This window comes from Polaromonas sp. (assembly GCF_010365105.1).
Taxonomy (GTDB): domain Bacteria; phylum Pseudomonadota; class Gammaproteobacteria; order Burkholderiales; family Burkholderiaceae_C; genus Polaromonas.
Genome location: NZ_JAAFGZ010000010.1, coordinates 153,247 through 169,272, shown reverse-complemented (window position 1 = coordinate 169,272; position 16,026 = coordinate 153,247). Strand labels below are relative to the sequence as shown.

Below are 16,026 nucleotides of genomic sequence, written 5' to 3'. Positions count from 1 at the left end.
GAGTTCATAAAAAACAACGCAATAAGGGGCAAACCCATGTCGGCAAGTCTTGAAGGCCAGCTCGTGGTGGCGATTTCCTCGCGCGCGCTGTTTGATTTCGAGGAAGAAAACCAGGTGTTTGAAACCGGCCTTGACCCAGCCAGTAACCCAGCCATTGACCCAGGCATTGACCCGACCATGCCGCCGGGCGTGAAGAAAGACGCGGCCTACATGAAGCTGCAACTGGAGCGGCTAGATGTACCGGCCAAACCCGGCGTGGCGTTTTCGCTGGTCCAGAAGCTGCTGGCCTTCAACGATGCGCCCGAAAGCATCGGGGAAAGCGCAAGTCCAGGCGCGCCCCGCCAGCGTGTCGAAGTGGTGGTGCTGTCGCGCAACGACCCGGTCTCGGGCATGCGGGTGTTCCGCTCGGCGCAGCATTACGGCCTGAACATCCAGCGCGGCACCTTCAACCGCGGCGCGCCGCCGTGGCGCTACCTCAAGCCGCTGCACGCCAACCTGTTTTTGTCCACGCATCTCAGCGACGTGCGCGCCGCCCTGCAGGCGGGCGTGCCGGCGGCGCAGGTCTATCCACAATCGGCCCGGGCCAGCGACGCGCATCCGAACCAGGTGCGGATTGCCTTTGACGGCGATGCGGTGCTGTTTTCGGACGAGGCCGAACTGGTGTTTCAGGCCCAGGGCCTGAGTGCTTTCCAGGCGCACGAACGCGACAAGGCCGCGCAGCCGCTTCTGGCCGGTCCATTCAAGCCGCTGCTCGAAGCCCTGCAGCGGCTGCAGCAGGCCGGCACCTCGCGCATGAGCATCCGCACCGCACTGGTCACGGCGCGCAGCGCGCCGGCGCATGAACGGGCGATTCGCACGTTGATGGACTGGAACATCGAGGTCGATGAAGCGATGTTCCTCGGCGGCCTGGCCAAGGGCGAATTCCTGCGCGAGTTCGAGCCCGATTTTTTCTTTGACGACCAGACCGGCCATGTCAACTCGGCCGCCCTGCATGTGCCTTCGGGCCATGTGGTCAGCGGCGTGTCGAATCCGCTGTTGTGACTTTTTCCAGAGAATCCTGAATGAACCTGCTTTCACGCATTGCCCAAAAGCTCCGCGACTTCAACCATTTCAAAAGCCGCGTCTGGGCGCTGTCGGCGCCCTACTTCCGCTCCGAGGACAAATGGAAGGCGCGCGGCCTGCTGGCCGCCATCGTGCTGCTGAACCTGGGCGCGGTCTACATGCTGGTGCTGCTCAACGAGTGGAACCGGGTGTTCTACGACGCGCTGCAAAACAAGGATGCGGCGGTGTTCTGGACGCAGCTTGGACGTTTCACCTACCTGGCGTTTGCCTTCATCATCATCGCTGTCTACCGCTTCTACCTGACGCAACTGCTGGAAGTTCGCTGGCGCGCCTGGATGACGGCGCATTATTTGAAGCGCTGGCTGAGCGACCATGCGTTCTACAAGATGGAACTGGCACGCTTCACCGGTGAGGGCCATGCCAGCGCGGGCCCGCCGGACAACCCGGACCAGCGCATTCAGGAAGACATCAACCTGTTCACCACCTACAGCATCTCGCTGAGCATGGGGCTGCTGAACGCGGTGGTCACGCTGGTGAGTTTTGTCGGCATTTTATGGACGCTGTCGGGCGCATTTGCGTTCAATTTCAACGGTGCCAGCTATTCGATTCCCGGCTTCATGGTGTGGATGGCGGTGCTGTACTGCGTCATTGGCAGCGTCATCACCCACTACATCGGCCGGCCGCAGATCAAGCTCAATTTCCAGCAGCAGCAGGTCGAGGCCGACTTCCGGCACCACATGGTGCGGGTGCGCGAATACAGCGAATCCATCGCGCTGGACAAGGGCGAAGCGGTGGAACGGGCGCAGCTCGACACGCGCTTTGCCGCCGTGCTGGCCAACTACCTCAAGCTGATCAAGAAGCAGAAAAACCTGGTCTGGTTCACCAACTTTTTCGGCCAGGCGGCGGTGGTGTTTCCCTTCATCGTGGCGGCGCCGCGCTTTTTCAGCGGCGCCATCCAGCTCGGCGAGCTGATCCAGATTTCATCCGCCTTTGGCCGCGTGCAGGACTCGCTGAGCTGGCTGGTTGACAACTACAGCAGTCTGGCGGCCTGGCGCGCCACGACCGACCGGCTGACCAGCTTTGAAGACAATATCAGTGCCGTAGCGCAACAGGGACGGATGCAGGCAGCTAGCAATTCAGTAGCAAATTCTGCCAAGCCGCTGGCAGCGGGCACGCTGGCCGTCAACGATTTGTCGCTCAGGCTGCCGACCGGCGCGACCCTGCTCAGCAGCGTGTCGCTGCAGGCCGGGCCGGGCGAAAGCATCCTGCTCAAGGGTCCGTCGGGCAGCGGCAAATCGACGCTGTTCCGGGCGCTGGCGGGCATCTGGCCTTTTTTCACCGGCCAGACGCAACTGCCCGCAGACGCCATGTTCATTCCGCAGCGCCCCTACTTTCCCGATGGCAGCCTGCGCAATGCGCTGGCCTATCCGCAGCCCGCCGCGCAATACGACGACGCGGCCCTCAAGCAGGCGCTGATTGACGCAATGTTGCCGCAACTCACTGGCCGGCTCGACGACGAAGACGCCTGGAGCCAGAAGCTGTCCGGCGGCGAGCAGCAGCGGCTGGCGATTGCCCGGGTGCTGCTGAAAAAACCGCGCTGGATCTTTGCCGACGAAGCCACCAGCGCGCTCGACGAAGCCGCAGAGAAAACCATCTACCAGAAGCTGCTGGCCAGCGTCAGGTCGGCCCACGGCAGCCTGGTGTCGATTGCCCACCGCCCCACTGTGGCAGCCTTTCACGACAAACTCTGGGAACTGGAGAAACTGCCCGAAGGCGCGCCCGCCCTGTACCGGGTGCATGAAACCCCTCACAGCGGGTTGGCCGAAAAGGTTTGAGAATGTCAGGCCATGCCTGAAGAAGCCACTTCCCCCTCATCGCCCGCCGAAGCACCGTCCCTTTCGCCCTGGGGACCGATCAAGCGGCCGGCGTTCCGCATGCTCTGGACGGTCTGGCTGACAGCCAACATCTGCATGTGGATGAACGACGTGGCGGCCGCCTGGATGATGACGTCGATGACCAGCACGCCGCTCTGGGTGGCGCTGGTGCAGTCGGCCTCCACCTTGCCGGTGTTTTTGCTCGGCCTGCCCAGCGGCGCACTGGCCGACATCCTGGACCGGCGGCGTTACTTCATCATGACGCAGTTCTGGGTGGCCGGCGTGGCCACGCTGCTGTGCATTGCCGTCATTTCAGGCGTCATGACGCCGGCGCTGCTGCTGGCGCTGACCTTTGCCAACGGCATTGGCCTGGCGATGCGCTGGCCGGTGTTTTCGGCCATCGTGCCCGAGCTGGTGCCACGCAGCCAGCTGCCGGCGGCTCTGGCGCTGAACGGCATTTCGATGAATGCGTCGCGCATCGTCGGGCCACTGGTGGCCGGCGCGCTGATTGCCAGCGCCGGCACCGAATATGTGTTCGTGCTGAACGCCGTGCTGTCCATCATTTCGGGCTTTGTGATCATGCGCTGGCGGCGCGAGCATGTGCCCAGCCCGCTGGGCCGCGAGCGCCTTGTCAGCGCCATGCGGGTCGGGCTGCAGTTCGTCAGCCAGTCCACCCGGCTGCGCGCGGTGCTGCTGCGGGTGGCGCTGTTTTTCCTGCATTCGACCGCCTTGCTGGCGCTGCTGCCGCTGGTGGCGCGCGGCCTGCACGGCGGGAACGCGGGCACCTTCACGCTGCTGCTGGCGTCGATGGGATCAGGCGCCATCGCGGCTGCCCTGTTCCTGCCGCGCCTGCGCCAGATGATGACCCGAGACACGCTGGTGCTGCGCTCGGTCATGCTGCAGTCGGTGTCCACTGCCATCATGGCCCTGGCGCCGAATTCCTGGGTGGCCGTGCCGGCCATGATGCTCAATGGCATGGCCTGGATCACCTGTGCCAATTCGCTCAGCGTTTCGGCGCAACTGGCGCTGCCCGACTGGGTGCGGGCGCGCGGCATGTCGATGTACCAGATGGCCATCATGGGCTCCAGCGCGCTGGGCGCAGCGCTGTGGGGCCAGGTGGCCACGGTGACCGATGTGCCGACCGCTCTGCTCGTGGCGGCCGTGAGCGGCACCGTCACCATGCTGCTGGCGCAATACTGGGTGCGCGACCTCAGCATCGAGGAAGACCTGACGCCCTCGCGCAAATTCAAGATGCCGGTAACCGATGCGCCGCCGGGCGTCGGCCGGATGGTGATGACGATTGAATACCTGATCGATCCGGCGCGGGCCGACGATTTTCACAAAATCATGCGGATGAGCCGCCGCAGCCGCCTGCGCCAGGGCGCGCTGGAATGGGAACTGCTGCGCGACATGAACCAGCCGGGGCGCTTCATTGAGCAGATCGTTGATGAATCGTGGACAGAACACCTGCGGCGTTTTGACCGCGTCACCGCAAGCGACGTGGCACTGCGCGAGCGCAAGCTGGCCTTTCACATTGGCGACGGGCCGCCGGTGGTGACGCGCTGCGTGGTGGAAGCGCTGGCACGGACCTGACCGGCTACAGGAACCAGGCTCAACCTTCTCCCTGAAAAACGTATCTTGCAAGCCAAATAGGCCCATTGCGCACGCCTGTATTGCGCAAGAAGCTATAAATTTAGGAGCAAAACTGCCGCGCATCTTGACTACCTTGAGGCAGAGCCAAGTTGATTTTTCCAGTGAATCTCAGGGCGGGCCCAGGACAAACCGCTCAAAGCCGCGCGCCCGCAACTCGCAAGCCGGGCACTCGCCGCAGCCGTAGCCCCACGCATGGCGATGGACACGGTCGCCCAGGTAGCAGGTGTGGGTGTGCTCGATGATCAGGTCCACCAGCGGCTGGCCGCCCAGCGACTCGGCCAGCGCCCAGGTGTCGGCCTTGTCGATCCACATCAGCGGGGTTTCAACGAGAAAGCGCTTGTCCATCCCGAGCGACAGCGCCAGCTGCATGGCCTTCATGGTGTCGTCGCGGCAGTCGGGATAGCCCGAAAAATCGGTTTCGCAAACGCCTGTGACAAGCACCTGCAGGTCGCGCCGGTAGGCCAGCGCCGCTGCCAGCGTCAGGAACAGAAGGTTGCGCCCCGGCACAAAGGTATTGGGCAAACCGGAGCTTTCCATCTTGAAAGCCACGTCACGCGTCAGCGAGCAGTCGCTGACCTGGCCCAGCACCGCCAGGTCGAGCAGGTGGTCGTCGCCGAGTTTTTCAGCCCATGCCGGAAACTGGCTTTTGAGCTCACGCAGCACGTTCAGCCGGGCATCGAGTTCCACCCGGTGGCGCTGTCCGTAGTCAAAGGCAATGGTCTCGACGCGCTGGTATTTGCTGAGTGCCTGCGCCAGGCAGGTGGTGGAATCCTGCCCGCCTGAAAAAAGGACCAGGGCAGAAGTGTGGGCGCGGGAAGTGGAGGCAGGAAGGTTCATGACAAAGGCGAAGGGAAATTTTCCTTATTGTCGCCTGCCCTCCGCGCTGTTGAATTCAAGGCCTGGGCCTGAACAGCCGTTCCGGCGGTTCAGGACCATGCGGAATGCTCAGGCTTTCCGGCCGGTCACCATGCGGTAGAGGAACAGCAAAATGATCGAACCCAGGACAGCGGCAATGAATCCGGCGGACTCCCCGGGCCGGTAAAACCCGAGTGCCTGACCCAGATAGGTGGCAATGACGGAGCCGACGATACCGATGATTGCCGTGATGACAAAACCGCCCGGGTCGCGGCCTGGCATCAGGAACTTGGCAACGATGCCGACAATCAAGCCAATGATGATGGTCCAGATAATGCTCATTTTTTTCTTTCAGGATGGTTAAAAAACTCGGGACGTTGCAGGGTCAGGCGGCTACGGACAGTTTGGCAGCCGGCGTGGCCGCTTTGTGTTCTTCCTGCGCCATCAGTTCGTCCTTGCGCTGCTTGAGCTGCCCGGCCATGCCGACCAGGTCCAGCTTGCTGGCGCGCGCCTTGGTGAACATCTCGGCACGCTCTTCCTTGACATGGTGGTCGATGTATTCGCCCAGGACCGTTACCTTGGCATCGAACAGGTCGTCGCCCGTGTCCATGCCCTTAATCTGCGCGATCAGGTCCTTGGCGCTGGCATGCTCCACCGTGGCTTCGTTCATCAGGCCGTTGTCCTTGATGGCCTTGCGCACTGCCGGGTAGAAGATTTCTTCCTCGATGGTGGCGTGAACGGTCAGTTCCTTGCAAATCTGGTCAGCCAGCTGGCGCTTCCTGGCGGTGGAACGGCTGCGGCTTTCGGTGAGGCTTTCGTATTCCTTGAACAGGGCCTTGACGGCCTTGTGATCCGCATCGAGCAGGTCGCAGGCGTCCTTTTCCCGTTTGGCCCTGGCAGGTGCCCGGGCCGGTGATTTCCTGGCGCTGGCCGTTGATGGCTTTTTGGCGGCGGCTGTAGTTGCCATGGTGGTTTCCTCGTGGTTGCTTAAGTCATGGGCCGACACATGCCGGACAGACAGAGATTCCCACGACAGCACTTGCAGACCCTGTCGGAAAACGCGCAAACCAGCGTAGGAGCAGGCACAATCCGCGCGCCCGCCGCTGTTCGGCAATTGATGCACAACCGGAAAAGGCATCGGCCCACGGCATGTGCTAACTTGCAGGCCATGCCCAACATCCATTCGCTTGACCAGGCCCGAACCCTGGTCGGCGCCCTTGCCAGCAGGCTGGGGGCCGACCTGATCGAAACCCACATCTCCTGGGTTTTGCTGGCGGGAGACAGCGCCTACAAGATCAAGAAACCGGTGCGGCTGCCGTTTGTCGACTACACCGCGCTGCAGGCGCGCCGGCATTTTTGCGAGGAGGAACTGCGGCTCAACAGCCGGCTGGCGCCTTCGCTCTACCTGGGCCTGGCACGCATTACCGGCACCCGGCAGGCGCCGCAACTGGACGGCAGCGGGGCGGCACTGGAATACGCGGTGCATATGCGCCGTTTTCCAAAAGGTGCGCTGTTTGCCGAACAGCTCGCGGCCGGAACGCTGTCCAGCCTCGACGTTGACAGGCTGGCCGCGCTGCTGGCCGATTTTCACAACAGCCAGGCGCCGGCCGAACCGGCAGCGGGATTCGCCAGAGCCGAAGCCCGGCACACGGCGGCGCGGGCCGCGCTCCAGGGCGCGCTGGCGGTGGCCAGCCCGGCCGAACAGGTGCAGTTGCACGACTGGATCGAAGCCCAAGCGGCCGCCCTGCAATCGCTGTGGACGCAGCGCCGCCATGCAGGCCGGGTTCGCGAATGCCACGGCGATTTGCACCTGAACAATGTGGTCAGCCTGGCGGGCGGCGTGGCGGCGTTCGACGGCATCGAGTTCGACCCGGCACTGCGCTGGATCGATGTGCTGGACGACATCGCCTTTCCGGTGATGGACTTCATGGCCCGCGGCCGGGCCGACTTTGCCTGGCGGCTGCTCAACCACTGGCTGGATGGCACCGGCGACCATGCCGGCCTGCCGGCGCTGCGCTTTTCTCTGCTGTACCGCGCCCTGGTGCGGGCGCACGTCGAACACCTCAACGGCGCTGGCCATGAAGCCGATGCGCGCCGCTACCTGGACACCGCGCTGGCGCTGGCGCAGCCCGGCCAGCCCCGCCTGTTCATCACCCACGGCCTGCCGGGCTCGGGCAAGACGTTTGCGTCGCAAAGGGTGCTGGAGCGCGAAGGCGCCATTCGGCTGCGCTCGGACGTGGAGCGCAAGCGCCTGTTCGGGCTCAGCATGCTGGCCGATTCGCGTGCCAGCGGGCTGGACGTGTACACGCCGGAGGCGACGGCCCGCACCTATGCGCAGCTGTTCAGGCTGGCAAGGGGGTCGCTGGAGGCGGGCTGGCCGGTCATTCTCGATGCCGCTTTCCTGCACCGCGACGAGCGTGCGCAGGCACGGGCGCTGGCCGGCGACCTGGGCGTGCCGTTTTCAATCATCGACTGCCAGGCGCCGCCGCAGGAGCTGCGTGAACGCCTGCAGGCGCGTCGCGGCGATGCGTCGGAAGCCACCGTCGAATTGCTTGACCCGCTGCGCCTGTCCGCCGAGCCGCTCACCGGCGACGAACTGCGGCACGTCCTCCCGGCATCCAGCTCCTGAAACCAGCCTGCGGCATGGAACACAACATCCCCCTCATCACGACCATCGCTGCCGGCTTCGGCATGGCGCTGATCCTGGGCTTCATCGCCGAGCGACTGAAGGTGCCGGCGCTGGTCGGCTACCTGGTTGCAGGCATCCTGATCGGCCCGGCGACACCGGGTTTTGTCGCCGACGTGCACATCGCCTCGCAGCTCTCGGAAATCGGCGTCATGCTGCTGATGTTCGGCGTCGGGCTGCATTTTTCGCTCGCCGACCTGATGGCGGTCAAGCGCATTGCCATTCCAGGCGCGGTGGTGCAGATGACGCTGGCCACGCTGCTCGGCATGGCACTGTCATGGTGGTGGGACTGGAGTTGGAGCGCCGGCCTGATCTTCGGGCTGTCGCTGTCGTGCGCCAGCACCGTCGTGCTGCTCAAGGCGCTGGAAGCGCGTGGCGTGCTCGACACCATGAACGGCCGCATTGCCGTGGGCTGGCTGGTGGTCGAAGACCTGGCCACGGTGCTGGTGCTGGTGCTGCTGCCGCCGCTGGCTGGCGTGCTCGGTGGAGCGCCGGCCATGGAAGGCGCCGCGCCGCTGTGGCGCACCATCGGACAGACGCTGCTCGGCGTGTCGGCGTTCATCGCGCTGATGCTGATCGTCGGCCGCCGCGCGCTGCCGTGGATGCTCTGGCAGGTGGCGCGCACCGGCTCGCGCGAGTTGTTCACCCTGGCCGTCGTGGCGTCGGCCATCGGCATTGCCTACGGCGCGTCGGCCTTGTTCAATGTGTCGTTTGCGCTGGGCGCCTTCTTTGCCGGCATGGTGATGCGCGAGTCCGAGTTCAGCCACCGCGCGGCGCATGAGTCGCTGCCCTTGCGCGATGCGTTCTCGGTGCTGTTTTTCGTGTCGGTTGGCATGCTGTTCGAGCCGGCCATCCTGGTGCAGGCGCCGGCCCATGTGCTCGGCGTGGTGGCCATCATCATCGTTGGCAAAGCCATGGCCGCGCTGGTGCTGGTGGTGGCGTTGCGCTATCCGCTCAACACCGCGCTGACCGTCGCCGCCAGCCTGGCGCAGATTGGCGAGTTCTCGTTCATCCTGGCCGGACTGGGACTGTCGCTGGCACTGCTGCCAACCGAGGGCATGAGCCTGGTGCTGGCCGGCGCGCTGATTTCGATGGCGCTCAACCCGCTGCTGTTCGCCGGCATTGTCCCGTTGCAGCGCTGGCTGCTCGAACACTCCGGTCTGGCGCGTCGCCTGGAGCAGCGCGGCGACCCTTACGCCGAGCTGCCGGTCAGCACCGACAACCAATTCCTGCACGGACAGGTCGTGCTGGTGGGCTATGGCCGGGTGGGGCGGCGCATTGCGGGCGCGCTGCAGGAGCGCGGCATTCCCTTCGTGGTGGCCGAGCAGAACCGCGAACTGGTCGAGGACCTGCGCAACCAGGGCATGGCCGCCGTGTCAGGCAATGCGACCGACCCGGCGGTGCTGGTCCAGGCGCACATTGCCAACGCCGCCATGCTGGTGGTGGCCACACCCGACACCCTCAACGTCCGCCAGATGGTGGACACCGCCCGCACGCTGAACCCGTCCATCGAAATCGTGCTGCGCACCCACAGCGAGGACGAGTTGCAACTGCTGCGCCGGGACGGCATTGGAACGGTTTTTCTGGGCGAGGAAGAACTGGCCCGGGGCATGGCCTGCCATGTGCTGCAACGCTTCGAGCCGCCGCCCAAGCCAGCGGCGGCCGGCCATGCATAAAAGTATCCCCGAAGCCGGAGACACTCACCGGTACCCTTGCGCCGCCCTGCGCTCTTCTTTGCCCTTCCCCGCCTGTTGACCCGCCATGAACCCTGAACTGCTGCAAACCTATGACCACTACCTGTATGCGCTGGTCGCCGTGGTCGGGACCGGCCTGGGTGTGGCGGGCCTGCAGTGGCTGCTGTGCCGGTCGCGCTGGGCGGCCTGGGCGCGGTCGCTGGCCGGCGTGGCGCCGCCCTTCATCAACATCATCGGCGTGCTGTTCGGGCTGACGCTGGCTTTCCTGGCCAACGACACCTGGAGCGCGCATGACCGCGCCACCAATGCCGTATTCCGCGAAGCCGATGCGCTGCGCAGCCTGGTCACGCTGTCGGCATCGCTGCCCGAGCCGCTGCAGGGCCGGGTGCGCGCGGCCGTTGCCGGCTACGGCCAGGCCAGCGCTAGCGAGTGGCCGCTGCTGGCGCGGCGCCAGTCCGGCGCGCAGGTGCCCGAGCGGGCCGATGCCCTGCTCAGGCTGCTGGCCAGCCAGGACATCGCCAGCGCCCTGCCGGACACGGTGCATGCGCTGATGCTGCGCAAGGTCAGCGACATTCAGGGCGAGCGCGACCAGCGCATCGGCCTGTCGCAAACCCATGTCAATCCGCTCAAGTGGCTGGGCATGGCCTTCCTCGGCTGGCTCACGCTGGTGTCGCTGGCCGTGGTGCATGCGGACAACGCGCGCGCGGCTCTGGTGGCGATGGTCCTGTTTGCACTGGCCGCCGCGCCCACGGCGGCGATTGTGCTGATACAGGGCAACCCCTTCCAGCCGCCGGCGTCGGTGTCGCCTGCGCCAATCGCGGCGGCGGTGCACGGTTTGCAAAGCGCCGCGCCGGTGTGGCTGCCAGCGCTGGAAAAGCCCTTGGCCCAGAAGCTCAAAAAGGGTTCTTGACGACCTGCGCAGGCTTGACCTCGACGGTCTCGGGGAGCTTTTCTTCGGCCTGCAGCGCCTGGACCACCTGGCCGATCAGCGCCTGCAGTTCCCTGGCCAGTGCCAGGCCGGCCTGGTCCCGGGTCAGCACCACGTCGCCGGTGAGCGAAACGCGGTCGGTGCGGTTCTCGATCTCCAGCGCGCCGATGCGGATGACATCACTTTCGTTGGCATAGGGTTTGAAGTGGTTCATGGCATTTTTCCTTAATGTTTCATCGCGCGGTTAAGGGCATCCATCAACAGGCTGGTGAAATCGCGCAGGGTGAATTCATCTTGCGGCTTGATTTTCTTTCGCCGGTCCTGCCGGGGCTCGGGCTTGGGCAGCGCCATGCCGGCATCACGCACCTGTTGCGGCAGACCGGGCAGCAGGCTGAGGCCGACCATCTTTTCCAGCTTCGAGACGGAGACCACCGCATAGTCGCGGGTGTCGTCGTTGGTGATCAGGTAGGCGCCGGCGCGCTGCTGCGCCGGGCTGTAGATCACCTTCCAGACGTGCGTGGGCACCAGCACATTGCCGATTTTCTTCAGGTTGCCGCCGATGAAGGCCGGGCCCGAGACGACATAAATGTCGCCTTCGGCGCTTGCCAGCTGGCGCGTCGCGCTCTCGATGCCGGCCCACACGCCGGCATTGCTCTCATGCGCCTGGGGCACCATGTTGGCCAGAGAAAACGACTCGGCCTGGGCCTTGCGAGTGGCAAAGTTGGCGTTCGGCGCCATGTCGCCCCGGTCGTAGCCCGAGCGTTCGTAATCGCTGAGTTCGGCCCGGTCGCTCTCGGGCAGAGCATCCTCGGCATGAAAGGAATCCTTGCGCGACAGCTTGGCCGCATTCTTCACGTTCTGGCGCGTCAGGTGCTCGGCCGCATACAGCGGCGTGCGGGTCAGGCCTGAATGCAATACGGCAAACGCCCGGAAACAGAGTTCTTGGGTGCGCGGCTGGAGTTTAGGGTTGATGAGGACCGGGGGCTGGCCGGCGGCGAAGTGCTGGGGGCAGGCAGTGCCCGCTAAAACGGATGCGCTGACCAGGACGGACAGCGAGAAAACCAGTGAACGGAGCATGTGTAAAAACCGGGGAATAACTTTCAAAGGGCGGCCAGTGTGCCTCAAGCGGGCAACGCCCTTCAGGACCGCCTGAAACCACACCGCGCGCAACCGGTCGGGAGGGGCCGAATTGACCGCCCCGGCGGCGTAACGTACAGACGTCGGTGACAGCATCATTCATGAATCCCGGCACGCATGCGCGCGATGACCGGCTGGACGCGACGCGCATGCAGCAGATCATCACGAAAGCGCAGCAGCCGCACTGGCCATTGCTGCGCAATGGCAGTTTGCTGCCGGCACGTCGGCCCGTGCAGGACGAGCGCGCGCAGTGCAACGTCATGAACGCTGCTGCCTTCAAATCAGTCTGCTTGCATTGAACAGCGAGAATGGCAGCAATGCAAAGACCCTATCGCTTTTCCGTGTCAGGCCACAGCAGGCTTGTTTCCACATTGCTGGCAATCTTCGCGGTTGCGGGTTGCGCTTCGGCCCCCTCAGTCGCCCCCGCGCTGACAGCCCCATCGACGGCCGGCGTCAATCCGACGCGCGCCGAATCCGACGAGGTAGCGCACAGCCAGAAATTTGCCCGATGGGTGGCTGAATTCAGCACCTTCGCACGGGCAGCCGGCATCGACGAAGCCACGCTCCACATCGCCTTTGACAACGTCCGTCTGGTACCACGTGTCATTGAGCTGGATCGGGCCCAGCCCGAGTTCACCCGCACGGTATGGGACTACCTCGACAACGCGGTGTCACCGCAGCGAATAATGCGCGGCCAGGACAAGCTGCTGCAGCTGCGTCCCCAAACCGATGCCCTTGCAGGGCGCTTCGGCGTCCCGACAGAGATTCTCGTCGCGATCTGGGGGATGGAGAGCAATTACGGTGGCTACGTCGGCGACATCCCGACCATTGACGCCCTGGCAACGCTCGGTTTCGAGGGAAGACGCGAGGCATGGGCGCGTGACCAGTTGCTTTCCGCATTGAAAATCCTGCAGAACCGTGACATTGAACGCGCGCAAATGATCGGTTCGTGGGCCGGCGCGATGGGCCAGACCCAGTTCCTGCCTTCAAACTTTCTGGCCTATGCGGTCGATGCCGATGGCGATGGCCGTCGCGACATCTGGGGCAGCGTCGCCGATGTGATGGCGTCAACCGCCAACTTCCTGGCCAACTCGGGCTGGCAAGCCGGCCAGCCGTGGGGACTGGAGGTGACATTGCCGCCCGGCTTCGACTATGCGCGCGCCGACGACGGTGTGCGACAGCCCGCTTCAGCATGGACGAACGAAGGTGTGCAATCGATGGACCGCACGCCGCTGCCTGCGCTGGCCGACGGCTCCATCCTGCTTCCGGCCGGTGCGCGCGGGCCGGCCTTCCTGGTCGGCGCCAACTTTCGCACGATCCTGCGCTACAACAACTCGACCAGCTATGCGCTCGCCGTCGGCCTGCTGGCACAACAGCTGGTCGGCGGCCCTGCGGTGCAGGCATCCTGGCCGCGCAATTTGCCGGCACTGACGCGCAGCCAGTTGCTGGCATTGCAGACGACGCTGAATGCACGTGGCTTCGACAGCGGCACGCCCGACGGAATGATGGGCCCGGCCACGCGGGACGGCATTCGCAGATACCAGCGCAGCCTGGACCTGCCGGCGGACGGCTATCCGACACAAGACCTTCTGCAACGCCTGCAGTGAGGCGACATTCGTAGCGCCTTGACGTTGAGGTTTGGCAGGCGTGCAGCCGCTTGCCACCAAATCGTCACGGTTGTTGGTGCCGATAATAATCTGCCCACTATGCCGATCTCATAACAACCAGCCAATTTTCTGGATTGTCATGGCCAGCAACCGTCTGCAAAATGATTCGTGTGGTCACGCCAGCGTTTGCGCATGCCATGCCCGGCAGTTCAACGATGGGTGACTTGTGTGCAATGGCATGCAAGTCATCATCTCCCGGCAAAGCCGAGGGATTGCCTATTGGATATAGAAACGGAATTAGAACCGGCTTTGATTACATCCCACCCTTTATCGGTCACTCCTTGATTGGCTAGGTAGACGATTGGGCCGTCAGCCAATGGGCGTTGCGGCTCACCAGGACCAGATGAGGCAGCGTGACAGCGGTCAGAGCAACCAGCAGCCCGTTAAGCAGACTATGGTGCTCACTGGCGGCGATAGACGCACTTTGCAGGTACCACGCCAATGTAAGCAGTAGCAGTAAAGTGGTCAGGCTGGTGACGACGATAGCCATGCCGATCGGCTGATTGATCTTGCTATTTGTCCCGTTTGCCTTCTCGATTGCTGCGCCGTGATGGTGCCTTGCAGCAATCCTGAAAATATGTGCAGCGGAATGAAGAGCGCCAAAGTAAACTGAAAACGCCATGAGCGGCGATAGCACCAGATTGAGTACGAAAACCACGGCGACCTCTGCCCAAAGCGGTTTATTGAACAGCCGTTGGCGCAACACGGCGAGACTTAATACGCACAGGCCTATCCACAGCCAGGCAAGGGTTTGCCAGATCGTCCACGCCCACGCTGCGTCCAGGCCAACAGCCATTGGCATAACAGCTTGCAGCGCTTGGGCTGACAGCAGTGCGGGCAACAGAACAGGTGCGCCACCGGCAATGACGCGCTGCGTCCATGCGCCCTGTTTCCACGTGCTGAGCCCCCAGCGCCCATACGGTTCGCCGAAATGCCAGATCGACATGGCTAGCAACACCAGCACCATCAACCAGCCGCTGTGCGCGCATAACATCGCGAGCAGCACGACCGCCCCAACATACAGAACCAAAGCGCTTGCCAACCGGCGTGCGCCGACAAACTCGTGCTGCATCAACACGATATCAAGAGCACCGTGGAAAAAACCAGTCGTTAAAGTCAGACTTACAAAGAACCATAGCCCAGCTCGCGCAAAGTTTTGGTCTAGGTAACGCAACGTGGCTAAAGCCAGTATGGCCAGCACCGTCAGCGAAAGCATCACAAGTGGCTGCTTAAAAAATAGTCGGGAGGGCATCAGCGACGGTCTCCCGAGAATCTCGGCGCTCGGTCAATCCCTATTGACAACGCCTGCGCCGCGAAAGGTAAGGTTGGCAGCGCACCAGCCACCAACAGACGTTGCCGCCAGCTTGCCCTGCCGCTTAAAAACGCAACCATCGTGTCGGCATCGAGCCGCTCAAACAGTTGCATGAAGTACCACGAGCTTTTACTCCAGTCGCGCTCCAGCACTTGTAAAAAAACCGTATCCATCCACTCATCCAGCGCCCGTCGCTTAAATGCCACGGGTACCCAATGGTTCAGTTTTTCCATGCTGGCATGGCTTTTAAGGGAGGCAGCTATTTGCGCTGCGTGCGCCAGCGTCTCTAAAAATGCGTACCCGGTTGAAGCGCGCAAGGTTCCGGCCCCGCGCCCCAAAGGTGCTACGTGCAACGCATTGTTGGGCGTGGTGGCGCGCAAGCTTAGGTTCAGAGCGCCTTTTTCTTCATACACCACTTCATAGGCGGCCGATCCGAAAAAGCTTGCTGTAAATTGCTGCAATTCAGCGCCGAAGTTCGGCTTGAATGATGCCGGGGAAATCCAGGTTGTCTCAATCAGGGCGTTGCGCGGGCTGTAGGGCAGCACATAAAAAAAGTGCAAGCCAGCAGTACTGGGCTGAAAATGCATGAGTTCAACCGTTGTGGGGTCGAACACATCACTGCCAGTTTTTATCTCGTATCCGACAAACTGCTGCACCAAGCTGTTTGCGGTGGTTTGTGCAGGCGGGCGGGCGTCAAATACCCATGCGGCATGTATCACTTCGCCTTCGCTGGTCTCTACGCTCGGCGTGTCTCCACCCGTTATTTGCCGCACCGATGTGCCCAAACGCAACTCAACATGAGCGCTTTGCGAGATGGCGCATTGTGCCGCTGAATAAAAGGCGTCGGCATCAAGCGTGCAATAACATGCCCCTTTAGCGTCCTTACCGTCTTTTGTGACAGTGGGTGACGCTTGCTGGTGGATGCGCACGCCTTGCCGCACGCACCATTGGCTCCACTGGTGCCGCTCTAAGTGGCTGTAGCGATGTGCCACGTTGTTCGGCGTTTTCCAGTAACTCCACGTACGGTCACGTACATAGCTTTTACGCTGCTCCAGCACCAGCACCCGCAGCTTTGAAAACTCGGCTTGCGCCAGTTCAGCCGCTAGCGCCAAACCGCTCAGTCCACCACCCACAATGACGATGTCGAACGCCATGGGT

The 16,026-nt window shown here is 63.3% G+C and carries 15 protein-coding genes; 8 read left to right on the top strand and 7 right to left on the bottom strand.

The features are described from left to right. Positions 1-36 precede the first annotated feature (36 nt). The 3 genes from GZ092_RS09400 to GZ092_RS09390 are packed head-to-tail and all read left to right on the top strand — an operon-like array spanning position 37 to position 4,529. Entirely contained in the window at positions 37-1,041 is a 1,005-nt protein-coding gene (locus tag GZ092_RS09400) for a 5'-nucleotidase (protein WP_293636154.1), read from the top strand. A 20-nt stretch (positions 1,042-1,061) separates the two neighbouring features. Continuing rightward, positions 1,062-2,897 carry an ABC transporter ATP-binding protein/permease gene (locus GZ092_RS09395; RefSeq protein WP_293636131.1) on the top strand — a complete coding sequence of 612 codons (1,836 nt, stop codon included), beginning with the start codon at positions 1,062-1,064 and terminating at the stop codon, positions 2,895-2,897. Positions 2,898-2,909: 12 nt separating this feature from the next. Then, positions 2,910-4,529, top strand: a complete 1,620-nt coding sequence (locus GZ092_RS09390; RefSeq protein WP_293636130.1) for an MFS transporter — start codon at positions 2,910-2,912, stop codon at positions 4,527-4,529. 168 nt (positions 4,530-4,697) lie between these two features. Here GZ092_RS09390 and queC read toward each other — a convergent pair whose 3' ends face one another. The 3 genes from queC to GZ092_RS09375 all read right to left on the bottom strand — a co-directional run bounded on the left by queC (position 4,698) and on the right by GZ092_RS09375 (position 6,411). Further along, on the bottom strand, positions 4,698-5,426 hold the full coding sequence (gene queC / locus GZ092_RS09385) for a 7-cyano-7-deazaguanine synthase QueC (RefSeq protein ID WP_293636129.1): 729 nt from the start codon (positions 5,424-5,426) through the stop codon (positions 4,698-4,700). A 108-nt stretch (positions 5,427-5,534) separates the two neighbouring features. Then, positions 5,535-5,786, bottom strand: a complete 252-nt coding sequence (locus GZ092_RS09380) for a GlsB/YeaQ/YmgE family stress response membrane protein (RefSeq protein ID WP_293636128.1) — start codon at positions 5,784-5,786, stop codon at positions 5,535-5,537. Between the two features lie 43 nt (positions 5,787-5,829). Next, positions 5,830-6,411 (bottom strand): hemerythrin domain-containing protein, encoded by a 582-nt coding sequence (locus GZ092_RS09375; RefSeq protein ID WP_293636127.1) that lies wholly within the window; start codon positions 6,409-6,411, stop codon positions 5,830-5,832. A 201-nt stretch (positions 6,412-6,612) separates the two neighbouring features. Between GZ092_RS09375 and GZ092_RS09370 the strand changes: the two genes are divergently transcribed. The 3 genes from GZ092_RS09370 to GZ092_RS09360 all read left to right on the top strand — a co-directional run bounded on the left by GZ092_RS09370 (position 6,613) and on the right by GZ092_RS09360 (position 10,734). Then, positions 6,613-8,073: a bifunctional aminoglycoside phosphotransferase/ATP-binding protein gene (locus GZ092_RS09370; RefSeq protein ID WP_293636126.1), complete on the top strand. Its 1,461-nt coding sequence runs from the start codon at positions 6,613-6,615 to the stop codon at positions 8,071-8,073. A gap of 14 nt (positions 8,074-8,087) precedes the next feature. After that, positions 8,088-9,806, top strand: coding sequence for a YbaL family putative K(+) efflux transporter (gene ybaL / locus GZ092_RS09365; protein ID WP_293636125.1), 1,719 nt, complete (start codon positions 8,088-8,090; stop codon positions 9,804-9,806). A gap of 85 nt (positions 9,807-9,891) precedes the next feature. Further along, positions 9,892-10,734: a DUF4239 domain-containing protein gene (locus tag GZ092_RS09360; RefSeq protein ID WP_293636124.1), complete on the top strand. Its 843-nt coding sequence runs from the start codon at positions 9,892-9,894 to the stop codon at positions 10,732-10,734. On the opposite strand, the gene GZ092_RS09355 is transcribed toward GZ092_RS09360, so the two are convergent. Both GZ092_RS09355 and GZ092_RS09350 read right to left on the bottom strand, forming a co-directional pair. Beyond that, complete coding sequence (locus GZ092_RS09355; RefSeq protein WP_293636123.1) at positions 10,718-10,966, bottom strand: hypothetical protein; 249 nt, start codon at positions 10,964-10,966, stop codon at positions 10,718-10,720. The two genes, GZ092_RS09360 and GZ092_RS09355, sit on opposite strands and share 17 nt — an antisense overlap. Before the next feature lie 11 nt (positions 10,967-10,977). Beyond that, a complete protein-coding gene (locus tag GZ092_RS09350) occupies positions 10,978-11,829 on the bottom strand; it encodes a DNA/RNA non-specific endonuclease (protein ID WP_293636122.1) in 852 nt (283 codons plus the stop codon). Positions 11,830-11,990: 161 nt separating this feature from the next. On the opposite strand from GZ092_RS09350, the gene GZ092_RS09345 reads away from it, so the two are divergent. Continuing rightward, complete coding sequence (locus GZ092_RS09345) at positions 11,991-12,188, top strand: hypothetical protein (protein WP_293636121.1); 198 nt, start codon at positions 11,991-11,993, stop codon at positions 12,186-12,188. Between the two features lie 9 nt (positions 12,189-12,197). Further along, a complete protein-coding gene (locus GZ092_RS09340) occupies positions 12,198-13,496 on the top strand; it encodes a lytic murein transglycosylase (RefSeq protein WP_293636120.1) in 1,299 nt (432 codons plus the stop codon). A gap of 349 nt (positions 13,497-13,845) precedes the next feature. On the opposite strand, the gene GZ092_RS09335 is transcribed toward GZ092_RS09340, so the two are convergent. Continuing rightward, positions 13,846-14,808 carry a beta-carotene 15,15'-dioxygenase, Brp/Blh family gene (locus tag GZ092_RS09335; protein WP_293636119.1) on the bottom strand — a complete coding sequence of 321 codons (963 nt, stop codon included), beginning with the start codon at positions 14,806-14,808 and terminating at the stop codon, positions 13,846-13,848. Further along, complete coding sequence (locus tag GZ092_RS09330; protein WP_293636118.1) at positions 14,808-16,022, bottom strand: lycopene cyclase family protein; 1,215 nt, start codon at positions 16,020-16,022, stop codon at positions 14,808-14,810. The genes GZ092_RS09335 and GZ092_RS09330 overlap by 1 nt, the downstream gene beginning before the upstream one ends. Between the last annotated feature and the right edge of the window lie 4 nt (positions 16,023-16,026).

Excerpts from the sequence above, each read along its gene's own strand:
- GZ092_RS09345 (WP_293636121.1), top strand. The coding sequence starts at position 11,991 with ATGAATCCCGGCACGCATGCGCGCGATGACCGGCTGGACGCGACGCGC.
- GZ092_RS09335 (WP_293636119.1), bottom strand. The coding sequence starts at position 14,808 with ATGCCCTCCCGACTATTTTTTAAGCAGCCACTTGTGATGCTTTCGCTG.
- ybaL (WP_293636125.1), top strand. The coding sequence starts at position 8,088 with ATGGAACACAACATCCCCCTCATCACGACCATCGCTGCCGGCTTCGGC.
- GZ092_RS09400 (WP_293636154.1), top strand. The coding sequence starts at position 37 with ATGTCGGCAAGTCTTGAAGGCCAGCTCGTGGTGGCGATTTCCTCGCGC.
- GZ092_RS09350 (WP_293636122.1), bottom strand. The coding sequence starts at position 11,829 with ATGCTCCGTTCACTGGTTTTCTCGCTGTCCGTCCTGGTCAGCGCATCC.
- GZ092_RS09355 (WP_293636123.1), bottom strand. The coding sequence starts at position 10,966 with ATGAACCACTTCAAACCCTATGCCAACGAAAGTGATGTCATCCGCATC.
- GZ092_RS09360 (WP_293636124.1), top strand. The coding sequence starts at position 9,892 with ATGAACCCTGAACTGCTGCAAACCTATGACCACTACCTGTATGCGCTG.
- GZ092_RS09380 (WP_293636128.1), bottom strand. The coding sequence starts at position 5,786 with ATGAGCATTATCTGGACCATCATCATTGGCTTGATTGTCGGCATCGTT.
- GZ092_RS09390 (WP_293636130.1), top strand. The coding sequence starts at position 2,910 with ATGCCTGAAGAAGCCACTTCCCCCTCATCGCCCGCCGAAGCACCGTCC.
- GZ092_RS09375 (WP_293636127.1), bottom strand. The coding sequence starts at position 6,411 with ATGGCAACTACAGCCGCCGCCAAAAAGCCATCAACGGCCAGCGCCAGG.
- GZ092_RS09330 (WP_293636118.1), bottom strand. The coding sequence starts at position 16,022 with ATGGCGTTCGACATCGTCATTGTGGGTGGTGGACTGAGCGGTTTGGCG.
- GZ092_RS09395 (WP_293636131.1), top strand. The coding sequence starts at position 1,062 with ATGAACCTGCTTTCACGCATTGCCCAAAAGCTCCGCGACTTCAACCAT.
- GZ092_RS09370 (WP_293636126.1), top strand. The coding sequence starts at position 6,613 with ATGCCCAACATCCATTCGCTTGACCAGGCCCGAACCCTGGTCGGCGCC.
- GZ092_RS09340 (WP_293636120.1), top strand. The coding sequence starts at position 12,198 with ATGGCAGCAATGCAAAGACCCTATCGCTTTTCCGTGTCAGGCCACAGC.
- queC (WP_293636129.1), bottom strand. The coding sequence starts at position 5,426 with ATGAACCTTCCTGCCTCCACTTCCCGCGCCCACACTTCTGCCCTGGTC.